Here is a 23,584-nt window from a genome sequence, read left to right on the forward strand (position 1 = left end):
GCCTTCTGGGTGGAAACTCAGGGGCATTTTGCTGCTGATCCGGAAAAACGCTTGACAGGGCAGGTGGCCTGGGGTATCCTCGACCTAAGACAGATCCGGATTCGGAGAAAGGAAGATGAGCTATGGCAGAGAAGATTTTGATCGTTGTGGATATGCAGAAGGATTTTGTGAACGGAAGTCTCGGCAGCAAGGACGCGGAGGCGATCGTCCCGGCTGTTGTAAAGAAGGCAAAAGAGTTTGATGGGGACCTGATCTTTACGAAGGACACACATTTCGAGAATTATATGGACACCCAGGAGGGACATTTCCTTCCGGTTCCCCACTGTATGAAAGGAACCGACGGATGGAACCTGATCCCGGAGCTTGAAAAGATTTTCGTGGAGCGCGACGCGGCGATGTATGAGAAGATCACCTTCGGATGTCCGGAGTTAGCGGAAGACCTTCTTGAGAGAAATAAGAAGACACCGATCGAGTCCATCGAGCTTGTGGGACTCTGTACGGATATCTGTGTGGTTTCAAACGCACTCCTCATCAAAGCGTTCCTCCCGGAGACCCCGGTCTTCGTGGATTCCGCATGTGCGGCAGGCGTGACGAGGGAAAGACATGAGGCGGCTTTAGAGACCATGAGAAGCTGTCAGATCGTTGTGAAGTAAGAAAATTAAAGATTTAGAGTGAAATGATGTGCAGATATGGAGATCCTTTTATGGAGGGGACCTATATCTGCACATTTTTGTATATAGGAAAATTCGAGGAATGCACTGCTATACCAGAGGACGATAACGTATCAGGAATACGCATCTGCGCGAAAATACAGACTGCTGCGGCGCGGGAATGCGTTGAGATATAGGATAGGAATCTTGCCCGCATAAATTCTCAAATTCTGTAATAAGATGGTAAAAATATCATCGAGGGGCAACCCTATGAAGGAATATATTGAAGAACGGGCGATCCAGATCGCGAACTATATTATTGACGAGAATGCGACGGTGAGACAGACGGCGAAACGGTTTGGAATCTCAAAGAGTACGGTACACAAGGATGTGACGGATCGTCTGATCCATATCGATCCGTCCCTGGCGGCACAGGCGAGAGTGGTTCTGGATATCAACAAGGCGGAGCGGCATATCCGCGGCGGGCTTGCGACGAAGGAGAAGTACGAGCATGAACATCAGCTGCAGGCCTGCAGCAGGGTGGAGATGTGAGAGGGAAATTGCTGCGGATTGCCGCGGATATTTTGAGAGAAAAAATCTCAGTATCGACAAAAGGTCTGAAAACTGTGGAAAAATCCGATTGAATTTTCGAAATACATGCGATAGAATGGGAGCAGGACTGTTTCTGCAAGGGGAAACCCGGAAAAGATTCCTTCCGGAACAGCCTTATCAGAGGCAGAAAAAGTGACATGAAAGAAACGAACGGAGGAATAAATCATGAGCAAAATAGAGGAAATGATCGAGAAAGTTAAAGCACTTATCAACGCGCCATCCTGCTGTGCGGAGGCAAAGGAAGCTGCAAACAAATGGCTTGAAGCCGTCAATACAGAGAAACAGGACGAGGCAGCAAAGGCGCTGATCGAGGAGATCGCGGCAGATATTATCCCGATCGACGGCCTGATCGCTTTTGCGGGATCTGAGGATGGGAAGAAGATCTTTGGAGAGGAAAAGGCAGCAGGAATCGAGGCTCACGCGAAGAAGATCAAGGCAGAGGGCGCGAGATTCTGCGACTGTCCGGCATGCACAGCTGTTGCTGCAATCTTAGCTGACAAAGCAGACCTCTACGCACCGACATACAGCCTCACATGGACTGTTACCGATGACATGACCGCAAAACGCATCGGCAGCGCCGGTTCCAAGATCCTCTCCACCCCGAACATGGTGGCTCTTATGGAGGACGCAGCCCTGGAACTTGCGAAATCCTACCTCGAAGAGGGACAGACGACCGTCGGCGCGGAGATCCACTGCCGCCACCTGGCACCGACACCGGTGGGAATGAAAGTGACAGCTACCGCGAAGCTCCGCAGCATCGAGAGAAGAAAGCTCTGGTTCGACATTGAAGTGAACGATGAAAAAGGCAAGTGCGGAGAAGGTTCCCACCTGCGCGTTATCGTAAACTCCAAGGCGATGAGTGAGAAGGCGGAGAAGAAAGCAGAATAATCCGACAGCAAAGGAGAGAAGACACATGGGAAAACACACCATCGATCCGCAGATCAGCGCGGAACACCTTGCGGGTGCGGTCCGCTTCGCAACCGTATCAAACGCGGACAATTCACTGACTGACTACACAAAATTTGACGCGTTCCACGAGTATTTAAAGGAAACATACCCGTTAGTACATAAACACCTGACCCTGGAACATACCGGACAGGCAGGACTTCTCTATCACTGGAAAGGAACCGGAAAATCCGGTGCCGCGCCGCTTCTCTTAATGGCGCATCAGGACGTTGTCCCGGAAGGCGACCTTGAAAAGTGGACATATCCGCCATACTCCGGAACCATCGCCGATGGAAAGATCTGGGGCCGCGGATCCAGTGACTGCAAGAGCAACCTGATCGGACAGCTGGAAGCCGTTGAGGCACTTCTGGAAAAAGGCTACGGGCCGGACTATGACCTTTACCTTTCCTACGGATACATGGAGGAGGTCGCAGGCGGAAAGATCCCGGCGGAGACACTCCGCGGAACCGGCATCCGCTTCGGCGCCGTCCTTGACGAAGGCGGCGGAGTCCGCCCGGGAAGTGATTACGGAATCGACGATAAGGGACTCTGCACCATTGGCCTCTGCGAAAAAGGATATGTGGACTTTGAACTCTCCTACACCGCAAAAGGCGGACACTCCAGCCGCCCGGGCGAGAATTTCGCGACGACCATGATTGCAAAGGCACTGATCGAGATCCAGGAGAATCCGATGCCATATCGCGTGACGGATACGATCCGACGCCGCTTCGAGGTCCTTGCGCCGTATATGGCGAAGGAAAATCCGGAGCTGGCAAAGCTGCTTGAGAAACCGGATGAGAATCTGGAAAAGCTTGTTCCGTACTTTAAGAAAGATCCGGCCCTCGACGCGATGTTCCACACCACCGTCGTTCCGACGATGCTTTCCGGATCTGCCCAGGCGAACATTCTTCCGGCGAAGGTCACCGCAGTTGTAAACAGCCGTATCCTCACGGGAGATACCGTTGAGAGCGTAAAGAAACACCTGGAAGACATCGTGCCGGATGAGGTGGAAGTGCGCGTCCTCAAAGGCAGCAACGCGTCCCCGACATCCCTGTACGACGGAGCCATCAAAGACCTTCTCGTTGAGATCAGCGGTAAGATCTATGGCGATGTGATCCCGTGTCCGGAGATGATGCTCGGCGGAACAGACGCGAGATTCGTCTACGATCTCAGCGACCGCGTATACCGCTTCTCAACGATCTACGCACGAGAAGACCATCATGTCCATGCAGCGAACGAGTTCACAGGAGTAGAAGAGCTGGCGGACAGCATCGACTTCTATATGGAACTGCTGACCAGATATGGGGAGACAGCGAAATAATTATATGAAAATCTTTTAAGCTGACCAAAACAAACTCAGAGCCAGGGATATAAGTCTCTGGCTCTTTCTGATTATTATTAATCTAAATAACTTTTCATTGCCTTTAAGGCATTTTTTTCCAGACGGGACACCTGCGCCTGACTAATTCCAACTTCCCCCGCAACCTCCGTCTGCGTCTTCCCCTCAAAAAACCTCATATCAATAATCCGCCTCTCCCTGACCGGCAGCCTCTTCATCGCCTCACTCAGAGAAAGCTGCTCCACCCAATTCTCCTCCCGGTTCTTTTTATCACTGATCTGGTCCATCACACAAAGCGGATCCCCACCATCCGTATAAACCGGCTCATAAAGACTCACCGGACTCTGGATCGCATCCATCGCATAGGTGATCTCCTCTTTCGAGATCCCCACCTCATCCGCGATCTCCATGATCGTAGGTTCCCGCAGATTCCTCTTCGTGAGAAGCTCCCGCGCTGAAAGCGCTTTATAAGCCGTATCCCTGAGCGACCTGCTCACCCGGATCGAATTATTATCTCTCAGATACCGCCGCACCTCCCCAAGGATCATCGGCACCGCATAAGTTGAAAACTTCACATTCTGCGACAGATCAAAATTATCGATGGCCTTGATAAGCCCGATGCACCCGATCTGAAACAAGTCATCCAGATTCTCACTGCTCCCTGAAAACCTCTGGATCACACTTAGAACAAGCCTCAGATTCCCCTTAATATATGTTTCTCTTGCGTCCGTATCTCCATTCTGGATCCGTCTGAAAAGGTCGGTTTTTTCCTCATTCGTCAGAAGCGGGAGCTTAGAAGTATTCACCCCGCAGATCTCAACCTTATATCCTGCCATGACAAGAACCTCCGCAAATTATTTTCATAGAAAATGATTCACGAAAACAGGACAGTTTATACATGAAAAAAACGGGAGTTATTTCCTGAGAATCATTCCTGATTTTGACATCTTATGCGGAATTTTGACATCTTGTGCAGAAAGAATTGCGGGTGGAACAGAAAAAACGTATAATAAAATCAACTATGAACCGTGGAATGGTCTGAAATTTTGCAAGTATAATCCGAAAGAACCTGTCATAAAGGGGGAAATGAATATGAGAAAGAGAAAATGGTATGAACGTATGTCCGCAGCAGTCCTGATTGCTGTCCTTCTGGTCAATCATGGCGATATGGGAATTATGGCGAATGCGGAGACGATAACTGCGCTGGAAGAAAATCTGGAAAAAGAGAATAAAAAAATCGAGGCCGAGACAGCCAGCGCGTCCAATGCGGACGAGAAGCGGGATACAACTGTGGATTCAAACGAGACGACCGAGTCCGACCTTGAGAAGGAGACCGCGACAGCATCGAATGGGAAAGAGAACCCGGCGACGAAGAGAAAAATGGCTAAGCGTGCGATGAATGCGGAGTCGGTTACGGAAGGAATATATACGATCAGCCAGCCAACAGAAGGAACGTTTCAGGTTAGTGGCGGAAGTCTGGAAAGCGATGGGATGAAGGATCTGACGGATGCGATAGATAAAATTTTGGAAAATAGTGCGAATGAGAAAGTAACGATTAATTTTGAGAATATCAATATTAGTAGCGGAGCGCCAAAACTTACAAAAGGCTGCGAATTGACTTTGAAAGGCACATATACGAGTGCAGGTGAAGCATTTATTATTGGCTCAAATGACACATTTATTATACACAATGAGGCTGATATAACAACAAGTTCGTACGTTATTCGTAGGTCGTCGAATGCTAAGAATTCTACAGCTATTTTTGAACAAAATGGCGGTACTGTTAAGTCTGTAGATGGCTTTTATATGTATGAAAATGATGTGATTTCTTTAAATGGAGGAATAATTAATGGAAATGCCAGAGGAAACGGTGGAACAGGCAGTATTAAAATAAAAGACGGTACATGGAATGGACAACTGGCACATATAAAAGATATAGATATATGTGGGGGACAACTCAATAATATAAAAGATGATACGAGTACGATTACTGCAATTAGCGAAAGCGAAGAGGTTTCTATCAGTGGTGGAAAAATTTATGCCAAGAACACTAATTCATCGGGAAGAGCTTTTGCAATTTCAATGTTAGATAAGACAAAATTATCATTATCAGATAATATTGATATATCTGCTGAAGGCGGAAATACGAATGGATCGATATATTATGGTAGTATGACTAATTCCTGTGCTACTATTGATGCTGTGAATTTAGAAACGATAAATGACTCATTCAAATTTGTGGTAAGTGACCTTGCAATGAAGGCCAGTTCTTCATTGAAAAACTGGATCAAAGGTTCATACACGAACATGGAGAAGTTAGTCAAAGGGATTCATTTAAGCATTGTCAATCATAATTCTGATAGTGGATATGCGGATCAGTATCAGAGTTACGAAGCGAGAGCTGTGGGCAACTATATCCGTATTATGGATCCAAAGGCTGAATCAAGTTTGATTCCGGCAGGAAATATTAAAAGTGCAGAAATCCAGTTACCTTCCGATACGGAAAAGTATCAGGTTAAGATTACGTATGACAAAACTGAGGATGGGACTGAGAAAGTAGAGACGGTCAAGTACACTAAAGCCGAAGTTACAGTATCCGGAATTATAGATGAAATTCTGTTGAGAAACACTGGAACGGATGGAGTAGAAATCAGTGTGGGAACAACAAAAAATCCAATTGCTGGAGATATTACAGTAGATTCAGGCAACGCTGACGATAAACCAGTTTTGCTTAAGGGAAAGATCACTGGAAAAGTAAATGTTGTTGGAACGGGAACTTTGGAATCTGAAATTAACTGCAGCGGTTTCAATGGAGAGACAAAAAGTACGATCCATATTACAGGTGGGGAGATTATTGGAACTGTGAATGCAGATAATGCGAATGAGTCTGTTATCACATTGACCTCTGCAGATCTGATTGTAGATGGTAACGCGCATATTGTAGATCAGTCCGCTTATTCTTCGCAAAATCGATATGCGATCAGTGCAATTGGTGGAGTATCAGTAACAATTAAAAATGGACTGATTGAGTCAACAAATAACACAGCTGTTTATATAAACAGACTTGGAAGCAGTGGATTACAGGAAGACCATGCTAAGTTCGAGATGACAGGGGGAACGATCAAAGGCGGAGAGTATGGCTTAAAGCATACCCAACTTAATGAAATTACCTTGTCAGGCGGAACAATTTCCGGTGGTAAGAATCAGCCGGATGTTTATATGGCTTGGGAGAAAAACAGTGTCAGCGGGACTGCAAAATTTACGGTTAAAGGAAATTTCCCGTTCGCATCTATGAAGATCGAAAGTGCATCAAAAATAAATGAGATCGATTTTACAAAGGCAACGGCAACAGGAGAAGAAAACCTTCAAATTAATCTCCCGTGGGACGGAAATGAAACAGGGGCGAACATGAAGCTTTTCAAAGCCTCGACCTCAAATTATCGGGATCTCCTTAAACATATTACACTGTCAGGCGGAAAGACTCCAATCTTTGCAGTATATAATGAGCGTATGATTTCTGAAAATCCGGAAACCACTGAGATTTATGCGTTCAGCGCACCAAATCTTTATACGGTTCACGTGAAGTATTATACTAAAAGCAGCGAAGCGGCTCCGTTTTACGATGAATATCTTCTGAATCTTGACAATAGTCATCGAAGCTATTTGAGCAATCTCGGGTTGCCAGATGGTGCGGCTTTTTCAGTATGGAGGTACAAAGAAGATTCAAACAGAAATGGTACTGCGACAGATACAACAGTAACAGTGAATCATCTTGTCGAAGATAGGTTAAATCCACAAGGTCAAATACCGGAAATTGAACTTTACGCAGGATATCAGGTTAAGTTTGACGCAGCAATATCATCTGATGATATCAAAGAGAATTTTGCGACTATAAAGGGAACTTCAGATGGAACAAAAGTATACTATACAAATTCTAATTATCAAGGATACACTGGAGAAGCGCTCAGAGCAGAAGCAAAGAAAGAGGATAGTAAGGCGAGCTTTGCAACAGTAGATGTAGAAAATGGTAAATTTTCTATTGAATTGAATAATCTCTCTGTTGATACGTCATATACATATTATCTTGTAGCAGAGAATGATAATAATGATGTGTCGGAAATGCAGACAGTCAAATTTAAGACTCTCAAACGCACGCTGACAACGGATGATTTCCAGATAGTTGGATCCACTGAATTTACCTATACACATAATGGTGATATACATGAGATAGAAGTGCGACCTGTAGAGGGAAAAGAAGGATCGTTTGGCATCGGTGCTGTTCAGTATAAGGAAAAAGTTGGTGCAGAGGATGCTGATAATTTCATCGGTGCTCCGGCGGCAGCAGGAACCTATGGAATCTATGTAAGCACCAATAGTGAAAATGGAGTTGAACGTGTTACAAATTTGCGGATTGGAGAGATAACGATCAAGAAAGCCACGTTCAATCCTGACTGGTTTCAGACTGTAACAAGCATCGACTATGGAAAAGATGAAGAGGACTACCTTAAACCGAGAATAAAGGACGCTTATTCCGTTGGCGGACATACGGTGACAGGTTATGGAGAGATCCGGTTTGAACTGTATCGTGACGCAGAGTTGACCCAGAAGGTTTCGAGAAATGCAGAAGGACATTATGAGGTCAATGCAGATCCGGATCAAGAATATGCAACTTATTATATGGGAATTACCAGCAGCGGTGGAAAGAATGTGGAAGCGCAGAAAAATCCTGTACGCATAGGGACAGATTTAAAGATCTATCGCGCTTCAAACACAATCTCCACAGTAACATGCCCGGATATCCGCTACGGAGAAACACCGAAGCCGGAGCTCACGGCAGCGGACACCACAGGAGAAATTAAATACACTTACAGTAGTACCGAAAACGGTGAATATAAGGAATGGAATGCAGAGAATAAACTTGGACGCTGGTATGTAAAGGCAGCCGTAAGCCAGAGCCGGAATTACGAGAAAGCGGAAAGCACCCCGGTCGCATTTACAGTCTCCAAAGCGCTGCTCGATCCTTCTGTAAACACCCTCCAGTCAAAGACTTATGATGGAGGTACAAAGGCTGAAGGAACGCTCACCCTCAGCTCCACTGACGGAAACCCGATCCTCTCAGAGGATGCGGTGGCATTAGAGGCAAAGGGAACCTTCACATGGACATCCAAGGACGCTGGAACAAACACTGTGAATGTTACAGGCATTGCGTTGGATTCCAAATTTGAGGATCGCTATGAACTTACAACGAGTGAACTTTCCAATGTTTCCTGCAGCGGTGCAAAGATCGAAAATGCCCAAATTAAGAATGTTTCTGTACGGCAGATGATGGAATTGACCTACAATGGAAGGGAACAGTTGCCAGAAGTCACGGCGACAGGAAGTACGATCGGTGGCACGGCTATTACCTTCCACTACGGCCTCACAGCAGAACAGGCTGCAGACGAAAATGAGTGGTTAAACTATGTACCTGCCTTCACCGATGCCGGCACCCATACGGTATACTACACCGCATCTGCAGTAAATCATGATTCCGTATACGGCAGCTTTGAAATCAAGATCAAAAATGCCTCGATCACAGGCGTCGACGCAGCCGGATATACAGGAATCTACGACGGACAGTCCCACGGAATCAAGATCACCCTTTCCGGAAACGCTGGAGACGGTGAGATCCTTTACGGTGAGTCCGAAGATAACTGCACGCTCACAGAAAGCCCTGTATACAAGAACACAGGCAGCTATACCGTATACTACACGGTGACAAAGAAAAACTTTGACACCATAAGCGGCTCCGCAACCGTTGCGATCACCCCGGCACAGCTCACTGTGACGGCAGAATCAAGAAACGTGACCTATAAGGACGAACCGCCGGTATACAGCAGCACGTTCGAAGGTTTCGTAAACGGAGAAAACGCAGAAGTCCTCGGCGGAACACTCTCCTACGAGTGCGCTTATGCGGCTGGCAGCGATGTGGACGAGTACAAGATCATCCCGTCCGGCCTCACAGTGGAAAATGGAAACTATGTGATCACATATCAGCCAGGAAAACTGACCGTATCCCAGGCGAAGCCGGAGTTCGAACTTCGAAATCTGGATCAGTTAAACCGTGTCTATGATGCGAAAAACACCGCGCCGGAGGCATGGACGGACAGCGATGGAAACGTGACCGTGACGATCAAAAAGGGCAGCGAGATCTTAACGGAAGCGCCGATGAATGCCGGAACCTACACGGTGGAAGTTCATACGGAAGCCGGAAAGAACTACGAGGCTGGAAGCCAGACATTCTCCTTTGAGATCAAAAAAGCACTACTCAGTGTAAAAGCAGTGGATCAGAATGTTACAGTTGGAGATGCGATTCCGGAGTACACAGTCCTCTACGAAGGATTTGCAGGAACAGATACCGCGGATGTGCTGAACGGCAGCCTGCAGTTTACCTGTGAATATGCGCCAGACAGCGCGGCGGGCGATTACGCGATACAGCCGTCTGGTCTGACATCTGAGAATTACGAGATCCACTTTGAGAACGGAACACTTCATGCAGTCCGCAAGGCAAGCAGTGGATCCGATGATTCCGACAATTCCGGCGGTTCCGGCAGCACAAAGAACCCGGCGGCAACGAACTTCGGAAAGAATGTTTCTAACAGCAGCTCTTCCGAAAACGATGCACAGGGAACCTGGAAACGCGATGAAAAGGGCTGGTGGTTCGAATTCAAGGACGGCACCTATCCGGCAGGAGAAAAGACCAGTGATCAGAACGGTGAAAAGCTGGGCTGGATCCAGAAAGACGGAAAATGGTGGGTTTTCGGTTCTGACGGCTATCTGAAGAGAGGATGGGCACAGGATAACGCCAGCGGAAAGTGGTATCTGATTGACGAGAACACCGGAATGCAGACAAGCTGGCATTACGATGAGTCAGACCAGCATTGGTATTATCTCGATCCGGCGAGCGGAGCGATGCTCACAGGTTGGCAGTTCATCAATGGAAAATGGTACTACTTGTCAAAGACATCCGGAGCTGTGCCGCTTGGCTCCATGTACAGAGAGATCAGGACACCAGATGGATATTATGTCGACAAAGACGGTGCATGGGATGGACTTGAAGCAAAAGAAAAATAAGACATGAACAAAAAAAATCCGCAGGATCCTAAAAATGGGAACCTGCGGATCTTCATGTTTATACGGATAATACGTAAAACGGAACGTGGAAGCTTTAACCAAAGATCCGGAAAACTCCGATAAAGGAAAGAACAACGCTCATCACGATAAAGCTGACATCCGCAAGCAGCAGCTGGTTGTAAAGCTTATCTTTGTCAACAGACTCCGGCGCACAGCCGACACAGATGCCGCCGACCGTGGACGGCGGACTGATGATGACGCCGTTTGTTCCGACGATGACACCGCAGGTATTGACGACGCTGATCATGACTCCGCAGACGGAATTAAGATCACTGATGCGTAGAACATTCCGTTCTTCCATTCAAAACGCGCATCTCCACGGTGTCGTTCAGCGATGAGCCGGATGGACTGGGTGCCTATGCCGGGGCCACTGTGCTTTGTGGAGAGAAAACGCTTTCCTTCAAGAACTGGCGGCTTTCTGCAAGGATTGTCCACCGTGATGGCTATGAGGGACGTGCCGGTCTGGCGGATATGGACCTTGATCGCGCCGCTTTCTTTGTTTTCCCGACATGCGTCCACCGCGTTTTCCAGTAAATTTCCTAAAAGCACGCAGAATTCCGGCTCCGGGACCGGTATTTCTTTTTCCATCTGAGCCTGAATCTCCAGAGTAGTACCGGCGTTTTCTGCAATCTGCGCGTAGTAGCTAAGGATCGCGTTGATGGCATGATTTTCACAGTAAGCAGGCAGCCATTCCGGCATCATATGTTTCCGGAAGGACGCGAGATAGTCTGAGATCGCGTCAAGATCTTTGTTCGCCGCGTATCCCGAGAGCACCGTGAGATGCTGCCGGAGGTCATGGCGGACGATCCGTGTCTCGTCGATGGAGCGCTGGAGATTGCGGTACTGGGCGCTCTGGAGCTGCAGGAGCTCATTTTCCCTCAAAAGTCTCGTATTCTGATTCATCTCCGATGCCATCAGGTAGAACATAAAATAGAAGAGCAGGAGGAATGTCAGGAGCGCCAGAATTAAAATCGGGTAAAACTTCATGACCCGGTTCGTGTAGAGCGTCTCATAGTAGCGCGGACGAATCAGGCGGTTCAGCAGAAAGAATGCCGCCGGGAATACCCAGAATATATACCAGGTCTTCGCCATTTCGATATCGTCCACCAGCCATTTTGCGGCATGGGTTGCCGGATACCATACGATGGCCACGATGAGAACGGAGAGCAGCAGGTGAATCCCCGAGCCCGGAAGCGTGAACAGACCGGAGGTGTTCGTCCGGTCAATGAGGGCATCCGCGAAGAGCGTCAGGTTTGTGATGCAGGAGAAGACCGCGCAGACGGAGAGCAGGATACTGAACGGCTTCCAGAGGGCAAGATCACAGACCCGATGGAAGAATACTGCAAACAGGATAAAGGACGGCAGGATCCAGAAGTCTCTCGGAATCCCGAAATCTGCGCAGACGAGGCCTCCGGCGAAAGCCCAGAGGAGCGAGAGCGGGATACCGGTGAGAAAAAGGTTCAGTGGTTTTCTACGAAGCCGGTCCTGGACCGGAAGAAAGCAGAGAACCGCGCAGGGCACCATGGAAAAAAACTCCAGAAAATACCGCATGACAAGGGACCAGAATGGGCTGTTCATACTCAACATTCTCCTCTCGTTTCTATATGGTCCATTATAACAAAGTTTTACTGTCTGGAAAGTACAACTCATGCAGAATTTTGACATCTTGTGCAGGGATGAGAAGTTTTAGGATACACAGAAAAAACGTCTGTAATGGATCAGGCAGATCCTTGTCAATGAGGCAGGAGTCTTATATGGATGAGATAAAATCTGCGGCAGAAATCCGGTGAGTGGAATATCATCGGATTCTGCCGCAGATTTTTTCAATATGGAACGTTTAATTTATTAGTGGAACGCCTCTTTCGCATACTGCTCCAGCTCATCCCTGAAATCCGGGTGCGCGATCGCGATCATGGACTCGGCGCGCTCTCTTAAGGTTTTTCCAGAGAGGTTCGCGATGCCGTACTCGGTCGCAACGCTCTGGATCATGGTACGCGGTGCGGAGACAGTGGAGCCGCCCGGAATGAACGGGACGATGTTGGACTTTAAGGTTCCGTCCTTTGTTTTTCTCGCAGAGTTGATGCAGATGTATCCCTTTCCTCCAACGGAACGGTAAGCGCCCTCAAGGAAATCCATCTGGCCACCGATGCCGGAGAGCTGGCGGGTTCCTGCGGACTCAGCATTCTCCTGACCCATCAGGTCAAGCTGCACGCCGCCATTGATGCTGATGACGTTCTTCATGGTTCCGATGCGCTGCGGATCATGGGCATAATCGAGATCAGCCGGGTGGAAAAGTTTCGGATTCTCCGCGATCCAGTCATAGAACTCCTGGGAGCCCATCGCGAGATTCCAGGTGGAGAGACCGGTATCGAATTCTTTCTTCGCGTTTGTGAGCTTTCCGGCTTTCCAGAGGTTTAAGTAAGCGTCACTGATGGTTCCGGTATGACAGCCAAGGTCTTTTAGGTCAGACTCTGCCAACATATTTGCAACGGTGAACGGAACGCCGCCGACGCCGAGAGAGAGAACCGCGCCGTCCGGAATCTCGTTTACGACGAGCTTTGCGATCTGGATATCTGTCTCAGACGGAGCTTTGTAGGTTCTTACCGGAAGCGGCTCATGAGCGCCCTCCACAATATAATCCGCCTCGGAGAGATGGACACGGTGGGAACCGTCCACACCCTGAAGCTTCGGATAATGTTCATTGATCTCAAAGATCACAGTTCTTGCACTCTCAAACATGGTTCTCCATGCGAAGTTTGAGATGCCGAGACCGCAGTAGCCGTTCTCATCCGGTGCGGATACCGGGACGAAGGCAACATCTGTCCGGATATAGCGCTGGCGGTAGAGCGTCGGGAGAAGGCGGAGTACCACAGGCATGAATTTTACGAGACCGCGGGTCTGGAGTTTCCGTTCGTAGTCACCGATATGCCAGCTGTAGTAGGAGAAGCTTTCCTGTTCCGGGTCAGCCTCAACGACCTCGATGCGCGGACGGATCACGAGACCGCCGCGGATCTTAACATCCCTCAAATGCCCTTTTCTTGCAGCAAGTGCTTTATCAAGAAGTTCCGGGAATCCGCCGCCGAATCCATAATCGACCCAGTCGCCATCTTTTACGGCTGCCGCAACGGCAGCTTCCGCAGTTACGATCTTGCTCTTGTAATTTTCCATATGAATCCTCACTCAATATAAATTTTTTTTTACGCGAAAATTTTTCGATTGCACCACACATGCTCATTATAGAAGGTTTTTGGGTTTAAAACAAGAAGATTATCAGGAGTTGAGATATGGAATCGATATAGATTGTATCAGAAATTAGTATATGTTATACTGAAATTGCTGCCGAACCTCCAGCAGAAAGGAGGTGGGTCGTATGGAAGATATTCTTTTCACATTTCTTGTCTCTGTTTTAGCAGGTGTAGTTAGCTGCTACATATGCAAATGGCTGGACAGGGATAATTAGGCAGCAGCAGCCTGAACGGAATAGCTCACCGTGAAGAGCGAGAAAACCCCAGAGGATGACGGCCTCTGGGGTTTTCGTTTTGTCGCATGGGATCTTTTCACATTCCTTAGCTGATTACATCATATTCTATTTAGTCAAAATTGTCAATATACATGTGAGGGAACTAAATGGGTGTTTGAGAGGAAATAACTTTATTTTTCATTAGAAATGTAATATAATGAACCTATCTTACTGGTGGCTGGAATTATATTTTCCGCCCCGGAAAATAATGCATGAGGGGAGTCAAAACATGAAGGATTACATGAAGATCTACCAGGAATGGCTTGCCAATCCGTACTTTGACGATAAGACAAAAGAAGAGCTTCGGGCAATTGCGAACGATGAAAACGAAATTAAGGAACGTTTCTATATGGATCTGGAATTTGGTACTGCGGGACTTCGCGGAATCATTGGAGCCGGAATCAACCGTATGAATATCTATACAGTCCGCCGCGCGACTCAGGGACTTGCGAACTATATTATCAAACAGGGTGGAGCCGACAAGGGCGTTGCGATCGCTTTCGATTCCCGCCATATGTCCCCGGAATTTGCCATGGAGGCGGCAATGACTCTGGCTGCAAACGGCATTAAGGCGTATAAATTTGAATCCCTTCGCCCGACACCGGAGCTGTCCTTCGCAGTCCGTGAATTAGGCTGTATCGCCGGTATCAACATCACCGCGAGCCATAACCCGCCGGAATATAACGGATATAAAGTATACTGGGAGGACGGCGCGCAGTTCACACCGCCGCACGACAAAGGTGTGACAGCCGAAGTTCTTGCAATTGAAGATCTTTCTACCGTTAAGACAACGACGGAAGAAGAAGCTTTAAAGAGCGGAAAATTCCAGGTTATCGGAAAAGAGATCGATGACAGATATATCGCCCAGGTAAAAGCACAGGTCGTTAACCAGGAAGCGATCAACCGCATGCAGAAAGACATCACGATCATTTACACTCCGCTTCACGGAACCGGAAATATCCCGGCCCGCCGCGTGATGAAGGAGATCGGCTTCGAGAACGTCTATGTTGTGCCGGAGCAGGAACTCCCAAACGGCGATTTCCCGACCGTCAGCTACCCGAACCCGGAAGCGGCCGAGGCATTTGAGCTTGGCTTAAAGCTTGCGAAGGAGAAGAACGCGGACCTCGTTCTCGCTACAGACCCGGATGCTGACCGTCTCGGCGTCTATGTAAAAGATACAAAGTCCGGCGAATATATCCCGCTGACCGGAAATATGTCCGGCTCTCTGTTATGTGACTATGTGTTAAGCCAGAAACAGGCAGCAGGAAAGATCCCGGCTGACGGCGAGGTCGTAAAGTCCATCGTTACCACAAATCTGGTTGATGCCGTCGCAAAACACTACGGCTGCAAGCTCGTCGAGGTCCTGACAGGATTCAAATATATCGGTCAGCAGATCTTAAAAGAAGAGACAACCGGCAAGGGAACCTACATGTTCGGTATGGAGGAGAGCTACGGCTGCCTGATCGGTACATATGCCCGTGATAAGGATGCGATCTCCGCGACTGCTGCCCTCTGTGAGGCTGCTGCTTACTATAAGGAAAAGGGCATGACCTTATGGGATGCGATGGTTGCCATGTATGAGAAGTACGGTTACTACAAGGATACCGTAAAATCCATCGGCTTAAAGGGCATTGAGGGACTTGCGAAGATCCAGGAGATCATGGAGAACTTCCGCAAGAATCCGCCGAAGGCGCTTGGCGGCTACGAGGTAACTTCTGTCCGCGATTACAAGAAGAACACGATCACAGACGTCGCGACGGGCGAAGTAAAGGAGACAGGTCTTCCGGAGTCCAATGTTCTCTACTATGATATGAATGACGGCGCATGGCTCTGCATCCGTCCGTCCGGAACCGAGCCGAAGATCAAATTCTACTATGGCGTTAAGGGAACCTCCCTTGATGATGCTGAGGTGAAGTCCAAAGCCGTCGGTGATGAGCTGATGGGCATGGTGGATAAGATGATGTGAGATTCCCGGATGTGGGGATAAAGGCAGAGGATATCAGAACGATGTGAAAGATATGAAATGAATCATTGTCTGGACTGGCTGTGTAAAAACAGCCGTCCGGGCGGACATAGAAAAGCTCCCGGAGAGACTGCAGATCAAAAGCAGTTTTTCTGAGAGCTTTTTAGCTTCCGGGTATTTTTTAGAAACTCGCCTAAAGGGCGATTCGTTACTGTTCACGCCTTGCGCAAACAGTAACTGATTTTGCCGATGCTTCGCATTCCAAATCGGCAAAATCCACTACCACCACTGTACTGTACGGAATTTTCAGTTCAGAAAATTCCTACCCGTGTGCAGTAACGGCGATCCTGCAGATTTCAACGAAACAATTCTACAAGCTTTTGTTCTTCGAACATTCTTCCTCATACCCTGAATCCGGACCGTAAAACTGTTCCAGAAACGTGATATACGCCCTGGCTGCCTTCGGCAGCTGGATACCTTTCTGGAAGATATAGGCGCTGATAAAATCGCCATACCGGTCGGCTTCCGGCCGCATCCAGTCCGGGAGCGGGAATGAGACGATATTATAGTTTTCCACCTGCTCCCGCATCGGGATCATTCCGATTCCGAGATAGTCGGAGCGCTGGATCACGTTGTGGAGCAGGGCGCGGCTGTTGACATAGATGACCTGGGAGATCCTGTTCCAGTGGATGAGCTGCAGTGTTTCGTCATTGTAAACGCTCTCGGCGGCCCGGGTCTTTGTGCTCTCACTTGGGTAGAGGACGAAGTTGTACTGATACAGCTTTTCCGGTGTCAGGTTATCCAGTTCCTTTAGAATCGGATGTCCGACCCGGCAGAAAAACTGTGTCGGGGACTGGAACAGCGGGCGCGCTTCCAGATGGCGGAAGGTGAGAAGCTCCTGGATCTTGTCTGCTTTATGGGCCGGATACATAATAAAGCCGATGTCGGCGCGGTTCGTGTAGACATCCTCGATGACTTCATTTCCGGTCATTTCCCGGTAGAAAAAACGGAACGGCGTGTCCGCAAGAGAGTTCACCATGCGGATAAAGGCATCGCTGGAGTGGGAACAGCTGCTGGAGGAGACCCGCAGGCGGTAAGCTTCCGAATGTTCCTTAAAGGTGGTCTTAAAATGTTTCGCGTGCTCGATGAGGTCCCGGCTCATGTCGAGAAAGAGACGCCCGGATTCCGTCGGGATAATTCCGTTTTTTCCGCGGGTAAAGATTGTGAGCCCGTATTCTTTTTCCGTCTCCCTGAGGACCTTGCTGAGATAGGGCTGGGTCACGAAGAGGCGTTTCGCGGCGGCGGAGATGGAACCGCAGTTTGAGATCTCGATGAGGTATTCCATGTTCTGAAGATTCATAGGGGATAGTCTCCTTTCTGAAATAAAAGCCAGCCGCCCTGTGGATGTAATCCGGGAACATGATCTATAATATCACGGATATATCACAGCCCGGATAAATACTGACTTATAACGTTTCAGTTATAACGTGATGAAAACGGGAAATTTGTAAAACTCTGTAGAAATAGTATAATCAAGTGTATACCAATCAACCGGATATGTCAAACCAAACAGATATAGAAACTGGCGAGTGATCTGTAACTATTGCATTCCGGGCTATACATAAGGAGGAATCACTATGAGTACGCATCTGCAGTTAGCAAACAGTACGACGATGGCAATTCTCTGTGGAATCACCATCCTGATCGTTCTTCTCCAGCCGGTGATCTTTATGATCGTGGCATTCAAACGCGGAAAAGAACTGAACATGACAGACCAGGAAATGAAGGAAGCCGCACGAAGCAGCGCGATCTTCTCTATTATCCCGTCACTCCCGATCATCGTGAGTTACCTGCTCCTGGTTCCGTCCCTGGGCCGTTATTTCCCGTGGCTCCGCTTAAGCGTTGTAGGTTCCGCAGCATATGAGACCATGGTCGCGAATATGGCGGCAGAGGCGCTGGGCCTGGAATCCATCACCGTCCCGGACATCCCGGCTGATACTTTTGTGTTTATTCTGTTTGTTGTAACAATTGGAATTCTTGGCGGAAATATCTTCAATGTTTTCTTCTTAAAGGCATACGACAAGAAAGTCGAGTCCATCAAGAACAGCAACGCGAAGCTCGTTCCGATCATCACGACAGCAATGTTCCTCGGTCTCTATGGAACCATGGCAGCTCCGCATTTCACAAATATCGCGAACATTCCGGCGGTTGCAGCGATCCTGGTTGCCGGTATCACATCGATCTTCGTAAACAAGTTTGCGGCGAACCACAAGAAGTTGAAAGAGTTCGCATTCCCGCTCAGCATGATCGTTGGAATGCTCGGTGCATGTGTAGCGAATCTGCTTATTTAGGAGGAAAAACGATATGAAAGATAACAGCTTTTATAATAAGATCCACAGACTTGGAAGAATCACCGTCGTCTGTGCCCTGATCAGTTTCATGGCGGTTCCTTTCGGACTTGCCGCAACAAATGGAATTTCCATGAATATTCCGGAAATTCTGAAAAATGCGATCCCGCTTCTCCTGACATTCAGCATCAGCGGTATCTGTGAGAACCTGTCCTTCATGCCGATCATCGGAAGCGGCGCGCTCTATATGTCCTGCGTTACCGGTAATGTCAGCAATATGAAGGTTCCGGCGGCGGTCAACGCTATGGAAGTTGCAGGATACACAGCCGGAAGCGACCGCGCCGATGTCGTTGCGATCATCGCCGTTGCGGCATCCACATTCGTGACAACAGCCATTGTATTCCTGGGAATGCTGTTCTTAGCTCCGCTCTTTGAACCGATCTACAACAACGCGTTCTTACAGCCGGCATTCCAGAACATGGTTCCGGCACTTATGGGTGCCCTGTTGTTCCCGTTCATCTTAAAGGCCCCGAAGCAGGCCATCATTCCGATCGCGCTTCCGATCATCGCGATCTTAGTGATCGGCCGCAAGGTGTTCTCTTCAAACCAGAGCTATATTATGGTGGGTGTGATCATTTTGTCAGTGATCTACTCCCTGGCACTTTATAAAAAGGGAAAGATCAGCGCGTAAAGGGAAAATAAGCGTCCTGGCCGGTGGAAAATATGAAAACGTGCGGTACAGGCGCAATTTCCTGATAAATTTAGGAAAGGAAGATCCGGAAATTCGGACAAATAATATGGATAAAAAAGAATTTGTCTTAAAAGCAGTTGCAGATAAAAAGGCTCTGATCGTTGATGTCAGCGACAAAATTTTCGACTACGCAGAGGTCGGATTCCATGAATTCAAGACCGCGAAGCTCTACGAGGAAGTCCTGAAAAAAGAGGGATTCCAGGTGGAGATGGGAGTCGGCGGCATGCCGACGGCGTTCAAGGCTGTATACGGAAGCGGAAAGCCGGTGATCGGTTTCCTCGCCGAGTATGACGCCCTGCCGGAGCTGTCCCAGGAAGGCGGCTGTACGATGCGAAAGAAAGCCGCAGGGGACAACCCGGATGGACATGGATGCGGACATAACCTCCTCGGCGCGGGTGCCATGGCGGCAGCGCTTGCTGTAAAAGCTTATATCGAGGAACACCCGGAAGCGGGAACTGTGATCCTTTTTGGATGCCCGAGTGAGGAAAAGGGAGACGGAAAGGCAATCATGGCACGAGAAGGTGTATTTGACGGTGTGGATGCTGCTTTTACATGGCATCCGGGCGATAAGAATGCGATCTGGTCCGAGTCTACACTGGCGAATGTCAGCGTGTTCTTCAACTTCAAGGGTGTGACCTCCCACGCGGCGGCAGCTCCGGAACTTGGACGTTCCGCACTGGACGCTGCGGAGCTCATGAGCGTCGGCGTCAACTACCTGCGGGAGCACATTATCTCCGACGCAAGAGTCCACTACGCGTACCGCGATGTGGGGGGAATCGCCCCGAACGTTGTCCAGGGACACAGCAGAGTCCACTATTTTATCCGTGCACCAAAGTCATGGCAGGTGAAGGAAATCTACAAGCGTGTCGTTGATGTGGCAGAAGGCGCTGCAAAGATGACGGGAACCGAGATGACATACGAGCTTTACGCCGGACTTTCCGACTATATCCCGAACCATGTCCTCTCAGAAGTTCTCCACGAGTCCATGGAGGAGATCGGTGCCCCGAAATACGACGAGGCGGACTTTGCCCTGGCATCAAAATTCTTCCATGAGACCGCGACGCCGGATGAGATGGAGGCAAAGCGCGCCAATATGCGCAGAATGTTTGGCGCAAATCATATCGAGGAGATCGAGGCGCATCCGCTTCATACCGGAATCGCACCGCTTGTCTGGAACGGTAAGGTCCAGGCCGGATCTACAGATGTCGGTGATGCAAGCTATGTGATCCCGACTGCGATGTGTACGACTGCGACTGCAACTCTTGGGACTGCAGCACATACATGGCAGATGACTGCTCACGGAAATACCGGGATCGCCCATAAGGCGATGTTAAATGCCGGCGAGGCGATGGCGTTAGCAGCATTAAAGACCATGGAAAGCCCGGAGATCCTGAAAAAAGCTCATGACGAGTGGATGGCGGAGACAAACGGCGAGTACGATTGCCCGATCCCGAAAGAGGTTGGACCGAGACTGGAAGATTAAATTTCTGATTCCGTAACATAACATGAATGAAGATAAGAACCAGAGGGAGAATGAATCCTTCTGGTTCTTTTTTGCAGCTGGAAATATTTTTTCTGAATCAGAGAGAATCGCGAAATCACCTTGGCATTTCCGGCTCCTGATGCTAAGATACATATAAAGCGAGCGCGGAAAAAGGAGCGGAGTCAGGGAGATGAAGAAACACAAGGTCTACTTACAGGAGCTGTCAGCAGAGTTTTCGGAGGCAGATTATTCAAAGTTTTATGAAGTTGTCATGCGGCGGATCGAGAACGGAGAGCTTGTTCCGATGAAAAGTGCAAAGAATAACGGGAGGAAGCCGGCATTGCCGCTATGCTTTTGGGAATACGAAAAAGAAGCGGATTATACGGAGCTTTATGAGGAACTGAAATATCGGTATCATCCCAGGATCAATACGTTCTATTACCGAGAACATCCGGAATGCTACGAGAGGGACAGAGAGAAGCTGCAGCTTTTGAGCGATTATCTAAAGGATCATTCGGAGCTTTTGTTGGTTCAGGAAACAATGAATGAGCGCAGCTTTGAGATTTTCCACAGGGAGAAGTATTTCCAGAGAGAGGGCGGTCTTGAGCTTTGTAAGAGAGTTGCGATCACTCCGGAAACGCTGGCTTTTTATGAAACATCAGAGCCGCTTTCTTATTATTCCTGTTCCAAGCAGACACCGCAGAATATTCTGATCATAGAAAATAAGGACACCTTTTTTGATATTCGGAGATATATGAATTCCGGAAATGACAGGATCATGGGAAGGGAGTTCGGTACAGTGATCTACGGAGCCGGAAAAGGAATCTGGAAGACCTTTGAGGATTATGTCAATGGTGCGGAACGATACTTCCTGGGAAAGAATGCATTGTTTTATTTCGGTGATCTTGATTTTGAGGGCATTCTGATCTTTGAACATTTGATCGAGCAGAAGCAGTACCGGGAGAGCGGAATCCATATTTTTAAAGAGGCGTATGAAAAGATGTTAGATAAGGCATGGCAGCTTGGGTTTTCCATACTACCGGATATGAAGGAAAAGCAGAACGCCAACATCGGAACCAGCTTTTTGTCGGCATTTGATGCGGAGCGGAGGCATCAGATCCGGGAGCTGCTTGATATGGGAAAATACATTCCACAGGAAATTTTAAATGAACATGATTGGTGATAAATGATGATCGATAAAGATTTTTTGAAAAATTTTGATCAGAGAATGAAGTGCGTCGGCCGATATTCGGTGCTTTGCAGCAACAGCTTTGATAAAAAGCTCTGGAAAGAATATGGGATCGAGACACGGGATGAGCAGATGAATATGCTGTTTACATTGCTCCTTTTCATTATGGAGTATTCTCTGCGGGAAGAAAACTGCACGATGGACGAGATCGCATCATTTGTGGAGGACATCAGCTACGGATATTACGGGCGGAAATTAAACTTTGAGAAAAGTCAGGAATTTGCAAGGTTTATGGTGGAAGATATCCTTGGGAACAGCGGTTCTTCCATGTATTTTAAGGCCTTTGATTATGAAAAACGGACCTATCAGGACATCAATATCCGCTATATTGATAATAAGGTCGTGTATCTGGAGAATGGAGTCAGGAGAACCTCCTATTATCTGACGGACGAGGGATATAACATGCTGCTGGCAACAATGGAAATGGAAAATAATATGAAGCTTTCTGTTCACGAAATGCTTTTTAAAATGCATTTGGAAAAGGCAGATTATAACCGGGCTGTCGATGACATCAAAAATATTTTCGGTCAGCTGCGCAAACAGAGCCAGAAGATCGAGGAGGCAATGTTAGCCGTCCGGAGGAACGCTTTATCCTATTCCGTGGAAGAGTATGGAAAATTGGTGGAGGACAATATCAGCACCGTGGTGGAGACTAGGGAAAAGTTCCGGCTCCACCGTGACTTTATTGAAGAAAAAATTGAAGAATTCGAAGAAAAGCAGATGAATGCGGAAGAATTCACGGAAAAAGAAAAAACGAATCTGGGTAATCTCAGGACGATCGGACGGTACCTGACGCAGACGCTGGACGAGCATCAGCGGATCCTGGGACAGCACTTTGACCTGAAGAAACTGTACGATGAGGAGCTGGAAAATTATTCCAATATGACATTGGTGCAGCGGTTTCCGTTCCGGAGTGATGTCTATGACAAGATTTTGAAGGATGCGTCACTTCTGAAAAACGCGGATAAAATATTTGCGCCCCTGTTTAGCAGCCGGATCAATAAGATTTTCAACCCTGAAAAAATGATGGAATATCAGAAAAAGCTAAAGAAATCAGATGTGGAAGACGAGTCCATGGAACTGGATTTTGATGAGGAAGAATACAACCGGGAAAAGGAGCAGCGCAGGCAGGAACGGACGAAAAAATATGAGGGCTGCGTCAATGTCATTCTGGAACAGCTGGTAATCCATAAGGAAATGACACTGGAAACATTAAATATCAGCTGTAAAGAGGAAGAACGGGAACGGCTGCTTCCAACTGCGGAAATATTCAGGGAAGTCATCATCGAGTTCCTGACAGCCGGAACGATCGATATCGGGACGATTCAGAAAGAACAGACCGACTATCTCATGGATGCCTCAGAGGGCTTTGTACTGAATGAGATGCTTCTGGCTATTCTGGAAGACCGGAGATACCGGAAAATCGGGAAGATCCATATATTCCCAATGGAAGACGGGAAACATGTACATTTTAAAAACGTGATGGACGAAGCCGGGAACCGGAGAAATTTCAAATGTTCCAACGTGGGATTTTGCTATGAGGAGAGATAA

At 48.1% G+C, this 23,584-nt stretch carries 16 protein-coding genes; 11 read left to right on the plus strand and 5 right to left on the minus strand.

The annotated features are described in order from the left end of the window. Positions 1–122: 122 nt before the first annotated feature. The 4 genes from ABCW45_RS12070 to ABCW45_RS12085 all read left to right on the plus strand — a co-directional run bounded on the left by ABCW45_RS12070 (position 123) and on the right by ABCW45_RS12085 (position 3,528). Positions 123–653, plus strand: coding sequence for a cysteine hydrolase family protein (locus tag ABCW45_RS12070; RefSeq protein WP_015552652.1), 531 nt, complete (start codon positions 123–125; stop codon positions 651–653). 267 nt (positions 654–920) lie between these two features. Continuing rightward, positions 921–1,202 (plus strand): sporulation transcriptional regulator SpoIIID, encoded by a 282-nt coding sequence (spoIIID, locus tag ABCW45_RS12075; RefSeq protein WP_015552650.1) that lies wholly within the window; start codon positions 921–923, stop codon positions 1,200–1,202. A 225-nt stretch (positions 1,203–1,427) separates the two neighbouring features. After that, positions 1,428–2,150 carry a thioesterase family protein gene (locus ABCW45_RS12080; RefSeq protein ID WP_021905225.1) on the plus strand — a complete coding sequence of 241 codons (723 nt, stop codon included), beginning with the start codon at positions 1,428–1,430 and terminating at the stop codon, positions 2,148–2,150. Between the two features lie 25 nt (positions 2,151–2,175). Next, positions 2,176–3,528, plus strand: coding sequence for a M20/M25/M40 family metallo-hydrolase (locus ABCW45_RS12085; protein WP_117515790.1), 1,353 nt, complete (start codon positions 2,176–2,178; stop codon positions 3,526–3,528). Positions 3,529–3,605: 77 nt separating this feature from the next. On the opposite strand, the gene sigG is transcribed toward ABCW45_RS12085, so the two are convergent. Then, positions 3,606–4,382, minus strand: coding sequence for an RNA polymerase sporulation sigma factor SigG (gene sigG / locus ABCW45_RS12090; protein ID WP_021905227.1), 777 nt, complete (start codon positions 4,380–4,382; stop codon positions 3,606–3,608). 256 nt (positions 4,383–4,638) lie between these two features. On the opposite strand from sigG, the gene ABCW45_RS12095 reads away from it, so the two are divergent. Continuing rightward, positions 4,639–10,659 (plus strand): MBG domain-containing protein, encoded by a 6,021-nt coding sequence (locus ABCW45_RS12095; protein ID WP_343220920.1) that lies wholly within the window; start codon positions 4,639–4,641, stop codon positions 10,657–10,659. A gap of 94 nt (positions 10,660–10,753) precedes the next feature. Here the strand turns inward: ABCW45_RS12095 and ABCW45_RS12100 are convergent, their stop codons facing one another. The 3 genes from ABCW45_RS12100 to ABCW45_RS12110 form a co-directional block, all read right to left on the minus strand. Next, positions 10,754–11,020, minus strand: coding sequence for a hypothetical protein (locus ABCW45_RS12100; protein WP_147326970.1), 267 nt, complete (start codon positions 11,018–11,020; stop codon positions 10,754–10,756). Beyond that, the gene (locus ABCW45_RS12105; protein ID WP_343220921.1) at positions 10,963–12,297 is read right to left on the minus strand and encodes a sensor histidine kinase; all 1,335 of its coding nucleotides are present in this window, start codon (positions 12,295–12,297) and stop codon (positions 10,963–10,965) included. Before ABCW45_RS12105 ends, ABCW45_RS12100 begins: the two co-directional genes overlap by 58 nt. 267 nt (positions 12,298–12,564) lie before the next feature. Continuing rightward, entirely contained in the window at positions 12,565–13,887 is a 1,323-nt protein-coding gene (locus tag ABCW45_RS12110; RefSeq protein WP_117513820.1) for an acetyl-CoA hydrolase/transferase family protein, read from the minus strand. Between the two features lie 581 nt (positions 13,888–14,468). Here ABCW45_RS12110 and ABCW45_RS12115 point away from each other — a divergent pair. After that, a complete protein-coding gene (locus ABCW45_RS12115; protein ID WP_117513822.1) occupies positions 14,469–16,205 on the plus strand; it encodes a phospho-sugar mutase in 1,737 nt (578 codons plus the stop codon). Between the two features lie 367 nt (positions 16,206–16,572). Here ABCW45_RS12115 and ABCW45_RS12120 read toward each other — a convergent pair whose 3' ends face one another. After that, positions 16,573–17,562, minus strand: a complete 990-nt coding sequence (locus tag ABCW45_RS12120; RefSeq protein WP_343220922.1) for a LysR family transcriptional regulator — start codon at positions 17,560–17,562, stop codon at positions 16,573–16,575. A 277-nt stretch (positions 17,563–17,839) separates the two neighbouring features. On the opposite strand from ABCW45_RS12120, the gene ABCW45_RS12125 reads away from it, so the two are divergent. From ABCW45_RS12125 to ABCW45_RS12145, 5 genes are all read left to right on the plus strand, one after another. Further along, entirely contained in the window at positions 17,840–18,553 is a 714-nt protein-coding gene (locus ABCW45_RS12125) for a DUF5058 family protein (RefSeq protein ID WP_015552637.1), read from the plus strand. Positions 18,554–18,566: 13 nt separating this feature from the next. Next, the gene (locus ABCW45_RS12130) at positions 18,567–19,241 is read left to right on the plus strand and encodes a hypothetical protein (protein WP_343220923.1); all 675 of its coding nucleotides are present in this window, start codon (positions 18,567–18,569) and stop codon (positions 19,239–19,241) included. A gap of 106 nt (positions 19,242–19,347) precedes the next feature. Beyond that, positions 19,348–20,784, plus strand: coding sequence for an amidohydrolase (locus ABCW45_RS12135; protein ID WP_117470064.1), 1,437 nt, complete (start codon positions 19,348–19,350; stop codon positions 20,782–20,784). Positions 20,785–20,974: 190 nt separating this feature from the next. Then, complete coding sequence (locus ABCW45_RS12140) at positions 20,975–21,967, plus strand: Wadjet anti-phage system protein JetD domain-containing protein (protein ID WP_343220924.1); 993 nt, start codon at positions 20,975–20,977, stop codon at positions 21,965–21,967. A 3-nt stretch (positions 21,968–21,970) separates the two neighbouring features. Continuing rightward, positions 21,971–23,584 (plus strand): hypothetical protein, encoded by a 1,614-nt coding sequence (locus tag ABCW45_RS12145; RefSeq protein WP_343220925.1) that lies wholly within the window; start codon positions 21,971–21,973, stop codon positions 23,582–23,584.

It is taken from the genome of Pilosibacter fragilis (assembly GCF_032490495.1).
In the GTDB taxonomy this organism is placed as follows: domain Bacteria; phylum Bacillota; class Clostridia; order Lachnospirales; family Lachnospiraceae; genus Pilosibacter; species Pilosibacter fragilis.

Bases quoted from the DNA above. Each gene is read 5' to 3' on its own strand.
- ABCW45_RS12085 (WP_117515790.1), top strand. From the start codon at position 2,176: ATGGGAAAACACACCATCGATCCGCAGATCAGCGCGGAACACCTTGCG.
- ABCW45_RS12115 (WP_117513822.1), top strand. From the start codon at position 14,469: ATGAAGGATTACATGAAGATCTACCAGGAATGGCTTGCCAATCCGTAC.
- sigG (WP_021905227.1), bottom strand. From the start codon at position 4,382: ATGGCAGGATATAAGGTTGAGATCTGCGGGGTGAATACTTCTAAGCTC.
- ABCW45_RS12080 (WP_021905225.1), top strand. From the start codon at position 1,428: ATGAGCAAAATAGAGGAAATGATCGAGAAAGTTAAAGCACTTATCAAC.
- ABCW45_RS12100 (WP_147326970.1), bottom strand. From the start codon at position 11,020: ATGGAAGAACGGAATGTTCTACGCATCAGTGATCTTAATTCCGTCTGC.
- ABCW45_RS12120 (WP_343220922.1), bottom strand. From the start codon at position 17,562: ATGAATCTTCAGAACATGGAATACCTCATCGAGATCTCAAACTGCGGT.
- spoIIID (WP_015552650.1), top strand. From the start codon at position 921: ATGAAGGAATATATTGAAGAACGGGCGATCCAGATCGCGAACTATATT.
- ABCW45_RS12070 (WP_015552652.1), top strand. From the start codon at position 123: ATGGCAGAGAAGATTTTGATCGTTGTGGATATGCAGAAGGATTTTGTG.
- ABCW45_RS12105 (WP_343220921.1), bottom strand. From the start codon at position 12,297: ATGAACAGCCCATTCTGGTCCCTTGTCATGCGGTATTTTCTGGAGTTT.
- ABCW45_RS12125 (WP_015552637.1), top strand. From the start codon at position 17,840: ATGAGTACGCATCTGCAGTTAGCAAACAGTACGACGATGGCAATTCTC.
- ABCW45_RS12110 (WP_117513820.1), bottom strand. From the start codon at position 13,887: ATGGAAAATTACAAGAGCAAGATCGTAACTGCGGAAGCTGCCGTTGCG.
- ABCW45_RS12145 (WP_343220925.1), top strand. From the start codon at position 21,971: ATGATGATCGATAAAGATTTTTTGAAAAATTTTGATCAGAGAATGAAG.
- ABCW45_RS12135 (WP_117470064.1), top strand. From the start codon at position 19,348: ATGGATAAAAAAGAATTTGTCTTAAAAGCAGTTGCAGATAAAAAGGCT.
- ABCW45_RS12095 (WP_343220920.1), top strand. From the start codon at position 4,639: ATGAGAAAGAGAAAATGGTATGAACGTATGTCCGCAGCAGTCCTGATT.
- ABCW45_RS12140 (WP_343220924.1), top strand. From the start codon at position 20,975: ATGAAGAAACACAAGGTCTACTTACAGGAGCTGTCAGCAGAGTTTTCG.
- ABCW45_RS12130 (WP_343220923.1), top strand. From the start codon at position 18,567: ATGAAAGATAACAGCTTTTATAATAAGATCCACAGACTTGGAAGAATC.